We start from the raw sequence: 19,090 nt of genomic DNA on the forward strand, positions 1-19,090 counted from the left end.
GCGGCCAGCGCGCGGCGCAGCGCCGCCCGGCCGGCGGCCAGGCCACCGGGCCCCACGTGACCGGGCCGCGACCGGCCGGGTCCCGGGCGGCCGGGCGCGCGGGTGCGGCGACCGAACATGTCAGGAGCTCCGGAACGCCGGCGCGGGCACGATGCTGAGGACCCGCTCGATCACCCCGACGGCCGTGGTACCGGAGAACTCGGCCTCGACATCGAGCACGACGCGGTGCGCCAGGGCGGGCACGGCGAGTTCGAGCACGTCGTCGGGCAGCACGTAGTGCCGGCCCTGCGCGGCGGCCCACGTCTTCGCCAGGCGCACGAGCGACAGGCAACCGCGCACGCTGACACCGATCTTGACGCCCTTGGCGCGGCGGGTCTCCTCCGCGATGGCGCTGATGTACGCCAGGACCGCGGGGTCGACATGCACCCCGGCGGCCAGCCGGGACCGCTCGACCACGCCCGTGGGCGTGATGAGCGGCGCGATCAGGGTGGACCGGTCGCGGTGCGCGGCCTCGGCGAGCAGCCGCGTGGTCGCCTGCGCGTCCGGGTACCCCAGCTCGGTGCGGATGAGGAACCGGTCCAACTGCGCCTCCGGCAGCGGGTAGGTGCCCGCCTGCTCGATGGGGTTCTGCGTGGCGATCACCATGAACGGCAGTTCGAGGGGGTAGTTGACCCCGTCGATGGTGACCTGCTCCTCCTCCATGGCCTGCAGCAGCGCCGACTGGGTCTTCGGCGACGCGCGGTTGATCTCGTCGGCCAGCAGGATGTTGGTGAAGATCGGGCCGGGCCGCACGCTGAGCTGGCCGGTCTGCGGGTTGTAGACGTTGCCGCCGGTCACGTCGCTGGGCAACAGGTCGGGGGTGAACTGCACCCGGCGGTGCTCACCCTTGACGCTGCGTGCGATCGCCTTGGCCAGCGACGTCTTGCCGGTGCCCGGCACGTCCTCCAGCAGCAGGTGACCGCCCGTGAACAGGCAGGACAGCGCGAGCCGCACGCAGCGGGTCTTGCCCACGACGGCCAGCTCGACGTTGTTGACCAGCCGGGCGAAGTCCTCGGCGAACATGCCCGCCGCCTGGGGTGTGCAGGCGGTCGTGTCCGGGGCGACGGTCATGATCTGTTCCTCCACTGTGGATTGCCTCGGTGGGCGCCTACCATGCCGGGCTCCTGCCCGTGACGCCGTTGCACGTGACCTCGACGTAGCCGCCCGGCCAACCGAAGTACTTCGTGGTCTGGCCCCGGTAGTAACCGTCGCCATTGGTGCGGTACGAGCCGTTGGAGAACACGTCGCCCGAATGTGATGACTTGAACGAGCAGGAGACCGTGGTGTTCGCCGGGAAGTTCACCAGCTCGATGACGATCAGCGCGCACGCCGAGGTGCTGCAGTCCGGCTCGGACGTGCGGGCGCCCTTGCTCACGTTGACCTGCGGCGGGTCGGTCGTGGCCTGCGCCGCGGCGATCGCGCTGACCTGGCCGGCGCTGTCGATCGCCCGGACCCGGATCTGCCACGTCTGGTTGGGGCCGTCGCCGACGTTGCGGCTGCCGTTGCCCGTACCGACGTTCTCCCAGCCGCCGCCGTTGAGGCTGATCTCCAGGCGGGCGATGGGCCGGCCGTTGGCGGCGGGCTGGCTCCACGACACCGTGACGTGGCGGGCGCCGTTCTTCGCCGCCCCGGCGCCGGGCGTGTTCACCGGCCCGTACGGGGTGACCGCGGCGCTCTGCGCCGACCACTCGCCGCACATGTCGTTGCAGGCGCGCACCTTCAGCCGGTACGCGGTGCCGTTGGTGAGGTTCGGCACGTACCCGCTCGTGGCCGCCGACGCGAAGTTCACCGCGTCGCCGCCCGCGTAGTTGAACTCGTACCGCGCGATCGCCATGCCGTTGTCGTTCGGCGGGTTCAGCGCGTAGTGCACGCGCCGGTCGTAGCCCGTGCCGCCGTTGTTGTCCGCGACCGTCAGGGAGGTCACCTGGAACGGCTTGCCGTGCGCCACCGTGGCCGCCGAGTCGGCGCTCGGCGCGGATTTGCCCGCCTTGTTGATGGCCACGACCCGGAACGTGTAGTTCACGCCGTTGTCGACGTCGACCGTCGCCGTCGTGGTGTCGCCGTCCACGGCGACCGTCCGCTCGGCCACGCCGGCCCGCACGACCGTCAGCTCGTACCCGCTGATCGGTGCCCCGTTGGTGTTCGGCGGCGCCCACTGGACGTTCATCTGCTTGCCGATGCCGTCGACGACCCCGGCCGCCGTGGGGGCCGCGGGCGGGTCGGGCGCCTTCGCGGGCGTCTCCGGCGCGGAGTCCGGGCTCCACTCGCTCGGCGTCGGCGAGGCGTTGTAGGCCCGCACCCGGAACGTGTACGCCACGCCGTTGGTCAGCCCGGTCCAGGTGTACGTGGTGCCGGTGACCCGGCGGGCGCCGCCCACGGGCGGGGACACCTCAAGCTCGTACCCCTCGATCTTCGACCCGCGACTGGTCGGCGCCGACCACGTCAGGGTGACCGACGCGTCGCCGAACTTCGTGCGCGGCGCGGCCGGCTGGTCGGGCCGCACGTCCGGGCGCACCTCGGCCGACGGCGCGCTGTACCCGCCGCAGCCGACCACGTTGCAGGCGCGCACCTGGAAGTGGTAGCGGTTGCCGTTGCGCAGGCCCTTGAGCTGGCACACCGTGTTGGCGCAGCGCTGCTTGAAGCCGCCCTCGCCCATCACGTCGTAGCCCGTGATCGCCGCGCCGTTGGCGTCGGGCTCCAGCCAGGTCAGCACGGCCACGCCGTCGCCGGTGGAGCGGGCCGCCGGGCGCGCGGGCACGCCGGGCTTGCCGACGACGTTGACCACGATCTGGCCGCCGACCAGCCGCGCGGGGTCGCCGGTCGCGTCCTGGACCTGGTAGGTCAGCGCGCTGCGGCCGAAGAAGTCCCCGTTGGCTCTGATGACCACCTTGTTGCCGTCCACGCGCGCCGTGACCCCCTCGCCGGTGCCGACCGCGGTGACCGTCAGCGGCTTGGCGGGGAACGGGTTGACGTCGTTGGCGGTCACGTCGACCGTGGTCTGCGCGCCCGCGCGCAACCCGTCGACCGTGTCCGTCATCGCCATGGCCAGCGCGGCCGGGCGGACCACGATGCCGAGCCTGCCCTCGGCGGAGCGGTTGTTGACGTCGGTGACCCTCAGGGTCAGCTCGGCCAGCTTGTCGACCGCGACCGACTCGTCGGCGGAGACGCGCAGCCGCGTCCCGTCGAGTTCGGCCGTCACGCCCGACGGCACGCCGGCCACATCGGCGAAGGTCAGGCCCGCGCGCGCCTTGCGGTCCGGCGTGGGCACGCAGTTGGCCAGGTCCACGGTCACGGGGGGCGCGCCGGCCTGCGGCTCCGCGGGCGGGCACGCGAACGTCGGGTCCTGGCCGGCCGGCGGCATGATCGTCACCGGCAGGCTGATCGTCGCCACGCGCCCGTCCGGGTCGTCCGAGGTCGCCCCGTCGGTCACCTCGATCACCACCATGGCCGGGCCGGTCGGCGCCGTGGCGGCCACCAGGGTGAACGAGGTCGCCGTGGTGCGGCCGGAGTCCAGGCTCAGCCCCGGCACCGGCGAGGTCGACATGGCGGCGCCCGTGGTGAGCCGCACCGGCTTGCCCTCCGGGTCGCTGACCTGGGTCGCCAGGTCGACCGCCAGCTCACCGCCCGCGTTGACCCTCAGCTCCGGGGCGTCCTTCCTCCGTACGGGCGGCTGGTTGCCGGCGGCGGGCACCCGGACGAACGCCGTGGCCGTGCCGCCGCGCTCGTCCGTGATCCGGTACGCGACCGTGCGCGGCGCGTCCGTCAGGCCCACCCGCAGCAGCCGGCCCGGCGTGACCGCGCTGGCCGGGCCGTTGCCCGCGTCGAGCGGCTCCAGCTCCAGCGCGGCGCGCGTGCCGTCGAGGTCGTCGTCGTTGGCGAGCACGTCCACCTCGACGGCGCTCGCCCCGGCCGGCACGTCCGTGACCAGGTCGTCGCGGGCCACCGGGGCGAGGTTGGCGTCGTCCTTGGCGGTCACCGTGATGGTCGCCGAGGCGCGCTGTCCCCGTCCGTCGCTGATCCCGTAGGTCACGTGGACCACGTCGCCGTCGTCGCCGCCCGCCCGCACGGCCACCCGCTGGCCGGCCTCAAGGGATGCGCCGGCGGGCAGGTTCGGGTTGAGCGGGGCGAGGGGTTCGACCGTCAGCGCGTCGCCGTCGGCGTCGCTGTCGTTGGCGAGTACGGGCACCCGGATCGTCGTGCCCGGGGCGACCGTGTAGACGTCGTCGACCGCCACGGGCGCGGAGTCGTGCTCCGGCCGGGCGACCACGCCCACCCGCACGGTGCCGGTGCCGCGCGCGGAGTACCCGTCGCGCACCCGGTAGCTGAACTCGTCCGTGCCGGCCATGCCCGCGTACGCCTGGTAGTCCAGGTAGTCCGGGCCCTGGGCGATGATGCGGCCGAAGTGCGGGGCCTCGGTCGGGCCGAGCAGGGTCACCGCGTCACCGTCGGGGTCGCTGCCCTCCAGCGGAATCGGGATGCGCACGGTCGCGCCCGCGAAGACGCGCGCCTGCACGGTCGCCGGGCGCGGCGGCTGGTTCTGCGCGGCCTCGGCCGCGATGACGGTCACGGACAGCTGGGCCACGGCCGAGCGGCCCTCCGGGTCGCGGATGGTGTAGCTGGCGGTGGCCGTGCCGGGCCGGTCGGGGGCGGCGTAGCGCACCGCGTCGCCCACGACCGTCCAGGGGGTAGCGGTGGATCCGTCCGGCACGACCGTGCGGTCCAGGGTGACCGGTTCGCCCTCCGGGTCGCTGTCATTCGCGAGGGGCCGCAGGGTCACCACGCCGCCCGCGCGCACCACGCCCGCGTCGTCCGTGGCGGTGGGCGCCTGGTTGTCCGATGTGGCCGACAGCCGGCTGACCTGCACGACCCCCTCGTCGGTGTTGCCGCCGTCCGAGACGACGTAGCGGACGGCGACCGTGCCGTCGCCGGCCTGCGACGAGGTGATCCGCAGCCAGCGCAGGCCCACCACGGAGACCGTGATGCCGGAGTTGCCGGGCACCTCGACCGACTGCACGACCAGCACGTCGCCGTCGAGGTCGATGTCGTTGGCGAGCACGTCCACGGACACGGGCGCCCCGCCGCGCAGCACCGCGCTGTCGGTGACCGCGACCGGCGGGTTCGCCGAGGAGGGCGCGCGGGCGTCCACCCGGATGCGCGCCCGGGCGGTGTGCTCCCCGTCGGTGATCTCGTACCGCAGGTAGTAGGTGCCGGGGCGGTTCGCGGTGAACGCGATCGTGCCGTTCTTGTCGTTGAGGATCACGGAGGTGTTGGCGGGCGCCTGGGACACCCAGGTGACGCGCAGCCGCGAGTCGCTGCCCGGCACGCCGCTCTCCGGGTCGGAGTCGTTGTCGAGCGGTCGCAGTGTGGCCCGCAGCCCGGCGACCGTGGCGACCCGGTCGTCCATCGCCAGGGGCGGCCCGTTCGTCGTCGCCGGCAGGACCCGTACGGGCAGCTGCCCCTCCGTGCCGGCCCGCCCGTCCGACACGGTCAGCGCCACGCTCTTGCGGCCGTTGGACGTCCCCGCGTCCGTGTAGGTGACCTCGCCGGCGGCCGTGAACCGCACCGAGTCTGGATCGCCGACCTCGGCGGACACCAGCACGAGCGGGTCGCCGTCCGGGTCGCGCCAGTCCTTGAGCACCTCGCGGTTGGCCACCCCGCCCTGGCCGACCGTCACCTCCTGGGCGGTGCCGGCCTTGCGCTGGAACAGGTACGGCGGGGAGTTCTGCCGGGTGGTCCGCACGCTCACGGTCACGTCGGCGCTGGCCACGCCGCCCCGGCCGTCGTCGATCGTGTACTTGAACTGGACCGGCTTGTCCCAGCCCGGGGTGGCGACGAACTGCAGCGCCTGGCCGTTGCCCACGATGGACAGTTGGCCGGCCTCCCCGGGGATCTTCGCGACCGCCCGGATGATGAGCACGTCGCCGTCGATGTCGCCGTCGTTGTCGAGCACGGTGAGCGTGGCCGCCTGCCCGGGGCGGGCGCCGAACCGGTCGGCCCGGGCCACCGGCGGGTGGTTCTTCTTCGTGACGTCCGGCTTCTTCTCGGACTTGTCGTCCTTGTCCCGGTTGACCGGGGGCAGCAGGTCCTTCCAGTTGCCCAGGTCCTTGCCGCCCCGCTCGTACACGAAGATCTTGCCGGAGGCGAGTTCGTTGAGGACGATCATCTGCCGGTTCACCCGGAACGCCAGGGCGCTGCCCGGGGTGGCGTCCGTGAGCTGCCTGGGCTCCTCGGCCGCGAGGCCGTCGCAACGGCGCAGGTACGACGGGCGCTTGGCCCACGCGGCGTGCACGCAGGGGCCCAGGCGCACCGGGGCGGCGGCGTCGCCGGTGCCCAGGTCGGAGATGACGTCGACGTCCCGGCTGGACAGGTCGACCGCGACCAGCCCCTTGTCGGCGGCCACGAGCACGGTGTCCGCCCGTGGGCCGCTCTGCTGCAGCACCGCGCCCGCCTGGTACTCCGGCGGCAGCGTCCCCACGCCCCCGGGCAGGACGAGCCGCCCGCCCGCGCCGAGCACGACCGGGGTGTCCCCGACCGCCGTGACGGTCGCGGTCGACACGTCCGTCCCGAGGGCACGCTTGCCCGCCGACGCCGCACCGCCCGCCCCGCCGGTCACCGTGACGAGCGTGTCCGCCGCGGCCGAGACCACGAACGCGGTGCCGTCCGTGCTCATGGCCAGCGCCGCGCCGCCGCCGGCCTCGGCGGACGGCGGGTCCTTGGCGAAGTTCAGCGACAGGACCGAGTCGATCGGGCGTACCCAGACCTTGCCGGTGTCGGGCGCCAGGATCGCGACCGCGCCACCGCCGAGCGCCACCTCCGCGCCGGCCGGCAGGTCCAGCGACTCCTGGCCCAGGTCGACCAGGGCGACGTCCATGCGCCGCAGCGTCGACCCGCTGCGGTCGTAGACGAACACGACATCGGCGTCCTGCAGCACGTCCACGTCGGGTTGCGCGTCCGGCGTGGGGCTGAGCTGGGCGTCGAGTTGCTCGACGGGCCGGTTGAACCGCCCCACGAGCCCGAAGTCGCGGTTGGTGACCCACACGCCGCCGTCGTTGAGCGACACCTCCGCCTGGGCGTACCCCTGCCACAGGTAGGCCATGGTGGCCAGCACGCCGGCGGCGGTCGCGAGCGCGACGGCCGAGAAGGCGCGCCGGCCCCGCCGGGCCAGCAGGCCGCGCAGGACGCCGCGGACGTGCACGCTGTGCCTCCTCGGATGTTCGCCGGGTGGGGCGTTTAGTCGGTCACGACTCGCAGGGTGCGGTCGCCGAAACGGACGGTGGCCGGCAGGCGCAGGTACACCCGCTCGCCCGGTGGGCAGCGCATCCGGCCGGCGGCCTCCAGGACGGCCGTGCCGTTGGTCGAGTGCCGGTCGACCACCCAGGCGCCGCGCTCGTCGCAGCCCAGGGCGAGGTGCGTCTTGGACACGGACCGGCTGTCGTCGTCGACCGCCACGAGCTGGGCGGCGAACTCGTCGGGCGAGGCGGCCGGGTTGCGGCCGACCAGGATGAGCAGGCCGAGCGACGCGCGCCGGCCGTCGTCGAACTCGACCGCGATCGACTGCGGTCGGGGGCCCGCGGCCATCGGTGTGGTCGGCGGCGCCGTCACCGCCGCGCCCCATCCCCCGGGCCCTGCGGCGGGCAGCTGACCAGCCTGCGGTTGGCCGGCGGGCGGGGAGGTGGGCGGCGGGGGCGGCATCGACATGGCCGGCATCGGCGGCCCGGTGTACGCGGGTGGCGCGGCCGTCACGGTCGGCACCGTACCGCCGAGGGCCAGCCGTACGGCGTGCAGCGTGCCGGCCGGCAGCCGACCCTCGAGATACACCACGGTGTGCCCCGTGGCCTGGTCGACGCCGATGGAGACGTCACAGGTCTCCGTGCGCGACGGCAGTGGCCACATCGGACGGTAGCGGCGCGTCAACCGGTACGTGCTGGGCCCGTGGCGGACGACCTGGTGGGCGCCGGCGTGGGTGACCACGGCGAGCACCCGCTCGGCCGCCTCCCCGGTGGCGAGCGCGACCACGGGCACGAACTCCCGCACCGCAACACCGGCCCCCGCCACGTCCGCCTCCCCCATCGCTCCGACGTATGTACCACACCGCCGTCAACAGCGGCACACTGTAGAGGAGCCGGATCAGTCGGCGCAGGCCCGGCCCGGTTGCTGGGACCCACGCCCGTCGGCACGATATACGTACACGTCGACGCATGGCGTCTGGCCGTCCTTCGGGGTGACGACCAACTCCGGCTCGGTGAGGGTACGCACGGCCGCGCCGCTCACGTCCGTGCGGCGGACCTTGAAGTAGTCGCCGTCGGCCGGACTGTCATATGTCCAGGTGAACCGCACCGACCCAGTCGCCAACCGCTCGGCGGTGACGGTCGGCGACGGCACGGGTTTGCCGGCGCCCGGCACGGCGTCGAGGCCGGGCGCCGCGGGCGGGCGCGTGGGCGTAGCGCCCTGGGTCCTGTCGTCACCACCGCGCAGCAACAGGACGCCGGCGCCGAGCACGACGACCACCAGCACCGCGAGCACGGCGACGGCCGCGCGGGGCACCCCGCGTCCCACCGGGGCGGGCGCGGGCGGCGGCGGGTCCGGCAGGGCACCGGGCGGGTCCGGCAGGGGCACGGCGCGCTCGCGGGTGGGGCGGGCGGCCGGGTCGTCGAACGGCACCCGCTCCCAGTGCGGCCGGAACACGTCGCGGCGCGGGATGGGCGCGCTGGCCGACACGGGTGTCCCGGCCGGGGCGGCCCCGGCGCGCGTCGTCGCGCTGCCGGTGTCCTCGACCACGGTGACACCGGCGCGGGTGGTCCGGCTGCCGGCCTCCGCCACGTAGTCGGGCGACGGGTCCGCGTCCGCGCCGACCGGTTCGTAGACCACGGCGTCCGTCGCCGCGTACCCCTGCGCCTGCTGGATCTCACGCAGCCGCAGGGCGAACTCGCCCGCGCTGGCCACGAGCCGCTGGCGCACCCCCGGATCCTTCGTCATCGCGGCGCGCAGGAGCCGGTCCAGGTCCGCGGGCACGTCACCGCGACTGATCGGGGGTACGGGCATGCTGCGGATCCGCTCGCGCAGTGCCTGCTCGTCGGCCTGCCCCGGCACGCGGAACGGCGGCGCGCCCGTGAGCAGTTCGTAGAGCGTCGAGGCCAGCGAGTAGACGTCCGAGGCCGGGCTGGTCGCGCCCGCCGCGACCACCTCGGGTGCCGCGTAGTGCGGCGAGAACCACTTGGCCTGCTCGGTGAGTTCGTGCGCGGACACGGTCGCGATGCCGAAGTCGCTCAGCTTGGGCGCGCCGTCGGCGGCGATGAGCAGGTTTCCCGGCTTGAGGTCGCGGTGCAGGATCCCGACCAGGTGCGCCGTCTCCAGCGCGCTGGCGATCTGCACGCCGACGCGCAGCACCTCGGGTACCCGGATGGTGCCGTCGCGGCGCACCCTGGCCGCGTAGCTGCCCCGCTCGCAGTACTCCATGATGAGGCACGGGCGGCCGTCCACGACCTCGACCGAGTGCACGGCCACGATGTGCGGGTGCTGGCCGCGGTGCGACAGGCGGCCCAGCGCCCGCGCCTCGCGGAGGAACTGCTCACGCTCCTCCTCCGAGCTGTCCTCGCGGCGCAGCACCTTCACCGCGCGGCGCGCCTCGGTGATGCTCTGGCGGTACAGGAAGACGTCCGCGAAGCCGCCCGAACCGAGCAGCGACAGGTACTCGTAGCCCGGGATGTCCGGCGCGACCGGAACGCGCGGCGCGCTGACGCTCACTCACTCACCTCGAAACGGATGGACACCTCGCCCGCGAGGTCGATGACCCCGCCGGGCAGCAGCGGCACCGGCTGGCGCGGCTCGAGCTGGATCGGGTCGCCGACCGGGTTCAGCACCCGGGTGCCGTTCGTGGAGCCGAGGTCGACGACCTCGACCGTCCACTCCCGGACGCGGATCTCGGCGTGCAGGCGCGAGATGTTGCCGCTCGCGCCGCGCGGCGCGATGAGCTCCGCGTCCAGGCCCTGGGCGCGCGGCTCCCGGCCGATGACGGTGACCGCGCGGGCGAGCGGCACGTTCTGCCCGGTCGACAGGCGCAGCATGCCCAGCGTCGGGGCGGGGATGTCGACCGGCGCCTGCGTCTCGTCCAACGGCGCCCGGCACACCCGGCAGTGCGCGTCGGCGGGCCGGTTGGGGTGACCGACCGGGCACGTCACGGCACGCACCGTCCGCGCCGGCCCGGCGGCCGCGGGCGCGACCGGGGGCGTGCCGGGCGGCGGCAGCATGATGTCCCCGGTCGGCTCGCGCGCCACCGTGAAGTCGTCGTGGTCGCCCAGCCGCGACACCCGCGGCTCGAACGCGAACGGCTGGGGCGCGCCGGCCACGGGCTCGGGCGGCGGCCCGTCGGGCAGCCGGTCCATGGTCCCGTTCGCTGGGCCGGACGGGGCCACCCACTCGGTGAGCTGCGGCCCGGCCGACCAGTTGGCGACCGGCCCCGCCGCCCAGTCCGACCCGCCGCCCCAGGGGACGTTGCCGGAGACCGCCGGCGACGCCCCGGACCAGCTCGGCTCCTCCGGCCGGCGCACCCACGCCCGCTGCGAGTCCTCTTCGGGCACGGACGCCGGCTGCACGGGCGGCCCCGCCCAGACATGATCCGCCAGCGGCACGGCCTCGGCGACCGGCTGGACGACCGGCGGCGCGGCGGGCTGTGGTACGGGCGGCACCGGCTGAGGCACAGGCGGCGCTGGAGGCGCTGAAGGTGGTGCGGGTCGCGGCGCGGGTCGCGTCACGGCCGGGTATGCGGGCGCGGGCTCCACCACGGTGGCCTCGACCGCCACCGGCCGCGCCGGCGCGCCGGGCCCGAAGCCGGCGGTGGCGTCGACGTCCTGTCGCAGGCGCGTGTCCATCGCGTCGTCGGCGGCATCGTGGACGCGCACGGTTCCCGGCCCGCCGTCGCGGGCCGCCAGGAGGTCACAGGACACGGTGGCCGCGCGCGCGACGCCGACCACGAGGGGCAGCACCCCACCGGTACGGTCGCCGGCCTGCGGGCCGGTGAGCACGACGCGCGCCGTGTCGACGAAGCCGCGCTCCAGCCAGGTCGTCACCCCGACCGCGGACACCTGCTCCCGATTACCGCCCCCGAGGTGCACGGTCGCGCCCACCCGACCGCGTACCAGCAGCGTCGCGTGCGCGCCGATCCAGCTCACGAGGCCGAAGTCGGGCAGCCCGGCCAACCCGTGACCGGCGAACGTCTCGATCAGCTGCGGCAGGCCGGCTCCCGCGCGCACGACCGGCCACAGCGCGCGCACGAGCGCGGCCTCCGGCTCGGCGCACACGAGCACCACGGTGCGCTCACCCGCCACGACCGTGAGCCCGGTTCCGCTGTACGTGACGGCGTCGCCGCTCACCCGAAACCGCCCGCGCCGAGGCCATCCCATCCTCGGGGATTCGTCGACGCGCCCGGGTCGCTGTCGACGTGCGGGCCACCGTCGACGTCGACGACGACGACGGTCACGTTGTCCCGGCCGCCGGCCTCGACGGCCGCCGCGACCAGGCGGCTGGCCGCGCCGTCCGGCGTGAGGTCGCTGGCGAGGAACGCGCCGATCTGGGCGTCGTCGAGGTGCCCGGTGAGCCCGTCGGAGCACAGCAGGAACCGCTCCCCCGGTACGGGGTGCAGCAGCCAGCAGTCCGCCACCGGCGCCGGTACGGTCCCGAGCGCCCGGGTGACGACGTTGCGGCGCGGGTGCGACGCGCGCTGCGCCTCGCCCACGATGCCGGCGTCGACGAGTTCCTGGATCTCGGAATGGTCGACCGTGAGCTGTTCCAGCTCCCCGCTCGCCCACCGGTAGAGGCGGCTGTCGCCGATGTTGACGGCGCACCACCGCTGGTCGCCGGACTCCTCCACGAGGACGAGGCCCACCAGTGTGGTGCCCATGCCGGCGCCGGTCTCGGTGGCGCGGGCGGCGGCCAGGATGGCGTCGTTCGCGCGGGTCACCGCGTCGAGGACCGCCTCGGTCGTCGGCCCGCCGCCGCCGGCCAGCCGGGCGAACTCCCCGGCGGCCAGCCGGCTCGCCTCGTCCCCACGGGCCCGGCCGCCCATGCCGTCGGCGACGACGAAGACGGGCGCCTCGGCGACGAGACTGTCCTCATTGTTCTGGCGGACCCGACCGACGTCCGTGGCGGCCCCCCACCTCAGTGTCACCGTCACGGCACACACCGCCTTGCTGTCGACCCGGATGCGGTGCCGCCGACTCTATCGGGTCGCGTCACTGCGCAGGTCCCCACCGCGCTCCCCCGCGCCCCGCCGCCGTCCGCTCGCCGCCGTCCGCTCGCCGCCGTCCGCTCGCCGCTGGCGGGGACGTTTGGACAGTTGCGCGTGTAATTCGGAACCGAGTTAGACGCGGATTCGTCCAAACGTCCCCGCCGGCAGGCGCGCGCGGGCGTGTGGGGACGTGTGGGTGTGGGTGTGGGGGTCTAGCGGTCGGCGATGTGAACGAAGTCGCGTTCGGTGGCGCCCGTGTAGACCTGACGGGGGCGGTTGATCTTGCTGCTCGGATCCTCGATCATCTCGCGCCACTGGGCGATCCAGCCGGGCAGGCGGCCCAGGGCGAACAGGACCGTGAACATCTTCGTCGGGAAGCCCATCGCCTTGTAGATGAGGCCCGTGTAGAAGTCGACGTTCGGGTACAGCTTGCGGGAGACGAAGAAATCGTCCGCGAGCGCGATCTCCTCCAGCTCCATGGCGAGGTCGAGCAGCGGGTCCGGCTTGTCCATGCGTTCGAGCACGTCACGGGCCGCCTTCTTGACGATGGCCGCGCGCGGGTCGTAGTTCTTGTAGACCCGGTGGCCGAAGCCCATGAGCTTGACGCCCTGCTCCTTGTTCTTCACCCGGTTCACGAACGACGCGACGTCGCCGCCCGCGGCCTGGATGCCCGCCAGCATCTCCAGCACGGCCTCGTTCGCGCCGCCGTGCAGCGGGCCCGACAGCGCGTGGATGCCGGCCGAGACCGAGGCGTACAGGTTGGCGTGCGAGGAGCCGACCATGCGCACGGTCGACGTGGAGCAGTTCTGCTCGTGGTCGGCGTGCAGGATGAACAGCATGTCCAGGGCCTTGGCGACAACCGGGTCCACCGGGTGCTCCACCGACGGCACGCCGAACGTCATGCGCAGGAAGTTCTCCACGTACCCGAGCGTGTTGTCGGGGTAGATGTAGGGCTGCCCGATGGAGCGCTTGTACGCGTACGAGGCGATCGTCGGCGCCTTGGCCAGCAGCCGGATCGTGGAGATCTCCACCTGCTGGGGGTCGAACGGGTCGAGGCTGTCCTGGTAGAAGGTGGACAGCGCGCTGACCGCCGACGACAGCACCGGCATGGGGTGCGCGTCGTGGCGGAAGCCGTCGAAGAAGCGCCGCATGTCCTCGTGCAGCAGCGTGTGGATGCTGATCTGCTCCGAGAAGGCGTCCAGCTGCGCGCGCGTGGGCAGCTCGCCGTAAATGAGCAGATAGGACACTTCGAGGAACGACGACTGCTGTGCCAGCTGGTCGATCGGGTACCCGCGGTAGCGCAGGATCCCGGCGTCGCCGTCGATGTAGGTGATCGCCGACGCGCAGGACGACGTGTTCATGAAGCCCGGGTCGTACGTGACGTACCCGGTTTCCTTGAGCACCTTCCCGATGTCCAGGCCGTGCGGGCCCTCGCTCGCCTCGTGCACCGGAAGCGGCAGCGGACCACCTGGGTAATCGAGCTTAACGTCCGCCATTCGCCCTCACTCCACCGCAGATCCTCTGTTTACAAGTTAATTTCACCGTAGTTTCTTGTCGTGCGGTAGTGCGCGGGCGGGACCAGGGCTGAGGCGGAGATCACTGTCCAACGGATCGATCCCAATGGTCACGCGGGCCTCACCGGGCACGGGCGCGCAACGGCCGCACATGAGGAACGACCACTTTCAACCCATTTGTAGTTATCCATCCTCAGCACACGGAACGCCAACCGCCGTGCACGCCGCGACGCCCTCGGCGCCCGGGCCTCCGACACCCGGGTCCTCGTTCACTCGTTGATCGGTTGTCTGTTCCACGGGACGGTCACCGCCGAGCTGCTCGCCCTGCGCGGCGCTTCCACCGGCAGCGCCCCGGCCCGCGGTGGCCCACCCCCGGATAGGCCCTGCCGGTCCTCGGCGGCGCCGCCTTCACGGGCCTCGTCGTCTCCACGGTCGGCCGCACATTCTGACTGGAGATCTTCATGGACACACACGAAGCTGCCGGCTGCGCGGAGGGCGCGTCCCGGCGCAGCGTTCTGGCGGCCGGCGCGCTGGGCGCCGGCGCACTGGGTATGGGGGCACTGGGTATCGGAGCGCTGGGCGGCTGCGCCGCAAACGACGCCGGTCCGGCGCCAGCCGCCGGCGCCGCCGTCGGCGGCCACGCCCCCGGCGATGCTCCCGGGCGCGGCCGGGTGCTCGGGCCGGCGGACGCCATCCCGGTCGGGGGCGGGCAGGTCTTCGTCGCCGAGCAGGTGGTCGTGACCCGCCCGGCGGCCGACACCTACCACGCCTTCACCGCCGTCTGCACCCACGCGGGCTGCCTCGTCGCCAACGTATCGAACGGGACGATCAACTGCGCCTGCCACGGCAGCAGCTTCGACGCCACGACGGGCGGGGTCGTCAATCCGCCCGCACCCGCGCCACTGCGGGAAGTGACCGTCACCGTGACCGACGGTCAACTCGTCCTCGCGTAGGCCCTCGTCACGCGAGCCGGGGCGGGTGAGCGGCCAGCAGCTCCGCGAAGGTCATCGGCGGATGCCCGGCGACCGTGCGGACGGTGTCGCTCACCACGTCCAGCTCCCCGGTGGCGATCGCGGCGTACGAGGTGACCCAACCGTCCACCGCCCAGCGCGGCGCGCCGAACCGCTCCCGGGAGGCGTAGGCCTCCTCGAGACTCTCCGGGTGGTACGTGATGATCCGACCGGTCGCCGCGGTGAGGGCGCCGGCCGCCTCGGCCAGGGTGAACGCCACCGGGCCGGTCACGTCGTACGTCCGGCCGGCGTGCGGGCCCGGGTCGGCGAGGATCGCGGCCGCCACGTCGGCCACGTCGTCGCGGGCGACCGCGGCCACCCGCCCGTCGCCGGCCGGCCCGCGCAGCACCCCGTCGGCACCGACGAAGTGCGGGAGCACGTCCAGGTACAGGCTGTCGCGGAGAAAGGTGCGCGGCAGGCCCGTACGCTCGATGTGTCGCTCGGTGTGCCAGTGGTCGCGGGCGAACGTGAAGGTGGCGTCCGGCGCGGCCCCGAGAAACGAGACATAGACCAGGTGGCGCACCCCCGCCGCGACGGCGGCGTCCACGGCGGTCGTGTGCAGCGCGACCCGATCGGCCGCCTCGCCGGCCGAGATCAGCAGCACGGTGTCCACGCCGGTCAACGCCGCCCGCATCGCGGCGGCATCGGCATAGTCCGCCACCGCCACGTCCGTCGCGGGCAGCCGGGGCGCCCGCGCGGCGTCCCGGACAACCAGCCGCTGCGCGAGCCCGGCCGCGGCGACCCGGGCCGCCACCCGCCGCCCCAGCTGCCCGCTGGCCGCGGTCACCGCGACCAGCCGCCCCGCTCCGCCAGATGACAGGTCACCCATGCCACCATCCTGCCGGATCGTCCCGCCCCGCCGTGGCGTGGACCACGGTCTCAGCGGGGAGTGAGCAGGGCGACGCACTCGACGTGGTGGGTCTGCGGGAAGGCGTCGAAGGCGCGTAGCGCGGCCAGCTGCCAGCCGCGTTCGGTGAAGGTACGCACGTCGCGGGCCAGTGCCGCCGGGTCGCAGGCGACGTAGGCGACCGCCCGCGGTGAGCGGGCCACGATGGCGTCGACGACCTGGCGGCCGGCGCCGGCGCGGGGCGGGTCGAGGACGACCAGGTCCACCGAGGTCCAGCGCCGGTCGCGCAGGGCGCGCTCCACCGGGGCATGGACGAAGCGGACATTCCACAGGTCGTCCAGCGCGCGGCGGCCGACGGCCACCGCGCGGGGGTCCGACTCGACCACCGTCAGGCGGCCCGTGGCGCCCAGCCGGGGAGCCAGGGCCGCCGCGAACAGGCCCGCGCCGCCGTACAGGTCCCAGGCGCGTTCGCCCACGCGCGGATCCAGCAGCTCCACGACCGTGTCGGCGAACGTGGCCGCCGCCGCGGGGTGTACCTGCCAGAAGCCGCCGGCGGCCAGTTCCCACTCACGGCCGCCGACGTGCTCGCGCACGGTGGCCGGCCCGGCGACCACGCGCCTCTCCCGACCGCGCTCCACCACCACGCTGGCGGCCGGGGCGCCACCACCGCCGGCCGAGCCGCCGCCGGCGGCCTGGGTGGCGGCCACGACCTCGACGCGGTCGGCGTCGGGCCAGGGGCGGGAGGTCACCGGGATGCCGTCGACCGTGGCCGACTGGACGGCGGGGGACGCGATGAGGCAGCGGTCCACCGGGATGACCTCGTGGGAGCGGTGCAGGGTGAAGCCGACGCGACCGGCGGCGTCGACCGTGTACTGCACCCGGGTGCGCCAGCCGAAGCCCTCCGACGAGGAGTCGTCCAGCGGGACCACCGCCACGCCCAGGGCGTCGACCTGGTCCGGGGTGAGGCCGCCGAGGCGCTGGAGCTGCTCGCGTACCACGGAGGTCTTGAGAGCGCGTTGGGCGGCGAGCGTGGCGTGCTGGAAGTCGCAGCCGCCGCAGCGGCCCGGCCCGGCGTACGGGCAGGGCGGCGCGACGCGGTCCGCCGACGCGGCCAGCACGGTGACCGCGTCGGCGCGCAGGTAGCCGCGGCGCACCTCGGTCACGACGGCGCGTACCCGTTCGCCGGGCAACGCGTGGCGGACGAAGACGACCCGGCCATCGACCCGGGCGACGCAGTGGCCACCATGGGCGACTGGCCCGACCTCGCACTCGATCTCTGCCCCGACCAGTTCGTCGAGCAGGTCGGGGTCGGCTACCGGATGGTCGACGGTCATGTCCGGGGCGAGCTTTCCGCGGAGGGACGCTCAGCGGCGGACGAGCGCGGCGGCAGCGGCTCGTCGTAGCCGGGGCGCGGGCCGCGCAGGACGTCGCGGCCGAACGAGCGGTCCAGCTTGTCGAGGTCCTTTGTGGATGCCGAACCCAGCTGCCACGGCACGCTGACCACCATGACGCCGGGCTCGAACAGCAGCCGGCCCTTCAGGCGCAGGGCGCTCTGGTTGTGCAGCAGGTGCTCCCACCACTTGCCCACCACGTACTCGGGAATGAACACCGTGACCACGTCGCGGGGTGAGGTACGGCGCAGGTCCTTGACGAACTCGATCACCGGACGGGTGATCTCGCGGTACGGCGAGTCGATCACCGTGAGCGGCACGTCGAGGCCGCGGCGGTCCCACTCGGCCTGCAGGGCCCGGGCCTCGTGCTCGTCGACGCTGACCGTGACGGCCGTGAGCGTGTCGGGCCGGGTGCCCTGCGCGTAGGCCAGCGCCCGCAGCGTGGGCAGGTGCACCTTGCTGACCAGGACCAGGGAGTGGTTGCGGGCCGGCAGGGTGGGCCGCGTGTCGGCCGCGGCCAGCTCCCGCGCCACGTGGTCGTAGTGGCGCCGGATGCCCAGCATGACGAGGTAGATCACCGCCATGGCGGCGATCGCGATCCAGGCGCCGTGCAGGAACTTCGTGAAGAGGACGACCACGAGCACCGCACCGGTGAGGAACAGGCCGAACGCGTTGATCGCCCGGGACCGGACCATGCGGCGGCGGGCGGCCGGGTCGCGCTCGGTGCGCAGCAGCCGGTTCCAGTGCCGCACCATGCCGGTCTGCGACAGGGTGAACGACACGAACACGCCCACGATGTAGAGCTGGATGAGGCGGGTGACCTCCGCCTGGAAGGCCACGATCAACACGATCGCGAAGACGGCCAGGAAGATGATGCCGTTGGAGAACGCCAGCCGGTCGCCGCGCGTGTGCAGCTGGCGGGGCAGGTACCGGTCCTGGGCGAGGATCGAGCCGAGCACCGGGAAGCCGTTGAACGCCGTGTTGGCGGCCAGGAACAGGATGAGCGCGGTCGCGGCCACGACCAGGTAGAGCAGGATCGACCCGCCGCCGAAGACGGTCTCGCCGAGCTGCGCGGTGACGGTCTTCTGCACGTACCCGACCGGGCTCGCGAGGATCTGCGTCTTCGGGTCCTCGACGAACTGCAGGTGGGTGAGCTTGGCCAGCCACACGATGCCGACCAGCATGGTGACCGCGACCGTGCCCAGCAGCAGCAGCGTGGTGGCCGCGTTGCGGCTCTTGGGTGGCTTGAACGCCGGCACGCCGTTGGAGATGGCCTCCACGCCGGTCAGCGCCGCGCAGCCGGAGGAGAACGCCCGCAGCAGCAGGAACGCGAACGCCAGCCCGGTCACCGAGTGTTCGGCCGTGATGTCCAGCTCCGCGCTGGGCGCCCGGAGTTCCTCACCCAGGACGATCACCCGGAACAGGCCGGTCAACACCATGCCCAGGATCAGGATCATGAAGCCGTACGTCGGGACGGCGAACGCGCTGCCGGACTCCCGGATGCCGCGCAGGTTCATGGCGGTGAGCAGGGCGATCGCGATGACCGCCACGGCGACCTTGTGGGTGGCCACCCACGGCACGACCGAGCCGAGGTTGGCCACGCCGGAGGCGGTGGAGACCGCGACGGTCAGCACGTAGTCGACGAGGAGGGCGCTCGCCACCGCGAGGCCGGCCTTGGGACCCAGGTTGACGGTGGCGACCTCGTAGTCGCCGCCGCCCGAGGGGTACGCGTGCACGTTCTGCCGGTACGACGCGACCACCGTGAGCATGACCACGACGACCGCGATGGCGATCCATGGCGAGTACAGCAGGGCGGTGGCTCCCGCGATGGACAGCGTCAGGAGGATCTCGTCCGGGGCGTACGCGACGCTGGAGAGCGCGTCCGAGGCGAACACCGGCAGCGCGATGCGCTTCGGCAGGAGCGTGTGCTGCAGGCGGTCGGACCGGAACGGTCGGCCGAGCAGCAGCCGCTTCAACAGCGAGGTGGGAGTGGCCACAACCGACAAGCGTACGGGCGATGCGCCCGCGGCAGGTGCCGGTGGGTGATCGTGGCGGGACATCGGCAA

At 73.7% G+C, this 19,090-nt stretch carries 11 protein-coding genes and 1 pseudogene; 2 read left to right on the forward strand and 10 right to left on the reverse strand.

Features of this window, described 5'->3' with window-relative positions:
* Positions 1–120: 120 nt before the first annotated feature.
* From ABD191_RS23660 to ABD191_RS23690, 7 genes are all read right to left on the reverse strand, one after another.
* Entirely contained in the window at positions 121–1,110 is a 990-nt protein-coding gene (locus tag ABD191_RS23660; RefSeq protein ID WP_425560837.1) for an AAA family ATPase, read from the reverse strand.
* A gap of 37 nt (positions 1,111–1,147) precedes the next feature.
* Positions 1,148–7,234, reverse strand: a complete 6,087-nt coding sequence (locus ABD191_RS23665; RefSeq protein WP_344086199.1) for an Ig-like domain-containing protein — start codon at positions 7,232–7,234, stop codon at positions 1,148–1,150.
* Between the two features lie 35 nt (positions 7,235–7,269).
* Positions 7,270–8,094 (reverse strand): FHA domain-containing protein, encoded by an 825-nt coding sequence (locus tag ABD191_RS23670; RefSeq protein WP_344086202.1) that lies wholly within the window; start codon positions 8,092–8,094, stop codon positions 7,270–7,272.
* Between the two features lie 72 nt (positions 8,095–8,166).
* Positions 8,167–9,783, reverse strand: coding sequence for a serine/threonine-protein kinase (locus ABD191_RS23675; RefSeq protein ID WP_344086205.1), 1,617 nt, complete (start codon positions 9,781–9,783; stop codon positions 8,167–8,169).
* Positions 9,780–11,408, reverse strand: coding sequence for an FHA domain-containing protein (locus ABD191_RS23680; protein ID WP_344086208.1), 1,629 nt, complete (start codon positions 11,406–11,408; stop codon positions 9,780–9,782). Before ABD191_RS23680 ends, ABD191_RS23675 begins: the two co-directional genes overlap by 4 nt.
* Complete coding sequence (locus tag ABD191_RS23685; RefSeq protein ID WP_344086211.1) at positions 11,405–12,208, reverse strand: PP2C family protein-serine/threonine phosphatase; 804 nt, start codon at positions 12,206–12,208, stop codon at positions 11,405–11,407. Before ABD191_RS23685 ends, ABD191_RS23680 begins: the two co-directional genes overlap by 4 nt.
* A 266-nt stretch (positions 12,209–12,474) precedes the next feature.
* Complete coding sequence (locus ABD191_RS23690; RefSeq protein WP_344086214.1) at positions 12,475–13,758, reverse strand: citrate synthase; 1,284 nt, start codon at positions 13,756–13,758, stop codon at positions 12,475–12,477.
* A gap of 207 nt (positions 13,759–13,965) precedes the next feature.
* On the opposite strand from ABD191_RS23690, the pseudogene ABD191_RS29330 reads away from it, so the two are divergent.
* Positions 13,966–14,100: pseudogene (locus ABD191_RS29330) on the forward strand (DUF6529 family protein); the annotation flags it as partial.
* A 137-nt stretch (positions 14,101–14,237) separates the two neighbouring features.
* The gene (locus ABD191_RS23695; protein ID WP_344086217.1) at positions 14,238–14,729 is read left to right on the forward strand and encodes a Rieske (2Fe-2S) protein; all 492 of its coding nucleotides are present in this window, start codon (positions 14,238–14,240) and stop codon (positions 14,727–14,729) included.
* Positions 14,730–14,736: 7 nt separating this feature from the next.
* Here ABD191_RS23695 and ABD191_RS23700 read toward each other — a convergent pair whose 3' ends face one another.
* Genes ABD191_RS23700 through ABD191_RS23710 form a run of 3 tightly spaced genes read right to left on the reverse strand, consistent with a single transcriptional unit; the run spans position 14,737 to position 19,021 of the window.
* Positions 14,737–15,615, reverse strand: a complete 879-nt coding sequence (locus ABD191_RS23700; RefSeq protein WP_344086220.1) for an NAD(P)H-binding protein — start codon at positions 15,613–15,615, stop codon at positions 14,737–14,739.
* Between the two features lie 50 nt (positions 15,616–15,665).
* Positions 15,666–16,967 (reverse strand): class I SAM-dependent RNA methyltransferase, encoded by a 1,302-nt coding sequence (locus tag ABD191_RS23705; RefSeq protein WP_344086223.1) that lies wholly within the window; start codon positions 16,965–16,967, stop codon positions 15,666–15,668.
* A complete protein-coding gene (locus ABD191_RS23710; protein WP_344086226.1) occupies positions 16,964–19,021 on the reverse strand; it encodes an APC family permease in 2,058 nt (685 codons plus the stop codon). The genes ABD191_RS23705 and ABD191_RS23710 overlap by 4 nt, the downstream gene beginning before the upstream one ends.
* Positions 19,022–19,090 lie beyond the last annotated feature (69 nt).

This window comes from Luedemannella helvata (genome assembly GCF_039528415.1).
Taxonomy (GTDB): Bacteria; Actinomycetota; Actinomycetes; order Mycobacteriales; family Micromonosporaceae; genus Luedemannella; species Luedemannella helvata.

Excerpts from the sequence above, each read along its gene's own strand:
- ABD191_RS23705 (WP_344086223.1), bottom strand. The coding sequence starts at position 16,967 with ATGACCGTCGACCATCCGGTAGCCGACCCCGACCTGCTCGACGAACTG.
- ABD191_RS23690 (WP_344086214.1), bottom strand. The coding sequence starts at position 13,758 with ATGGCGGACGTTAAGCTCGATTACCCAGGTGGTCCGCTGCCGCTTCCG.
- ABD191_RS23700 (WP_344086220.1), bottom strand. The coding sequence starts at position 15,615 with ATGGGTGACCTGTCATCTGGCGGAGCGGGGCGGCTGGTCGCGGTGACC.
- ABD191_RS23695 (WP_344086217.1), top strand. The coding sequence starts at position 14,238 with ATGGACACACACGAAGCTGCCGGCTGCGCGGAGGGCGCGTCCCGGCGC.
- ABD191_RS23660 (WP_425560837.1), bottom strand. The coding sequence starts at position 1,110 with ATGACCGTCGCCCCGGACACGACCGCCTGCACACCCCAGGCGGCGGGC.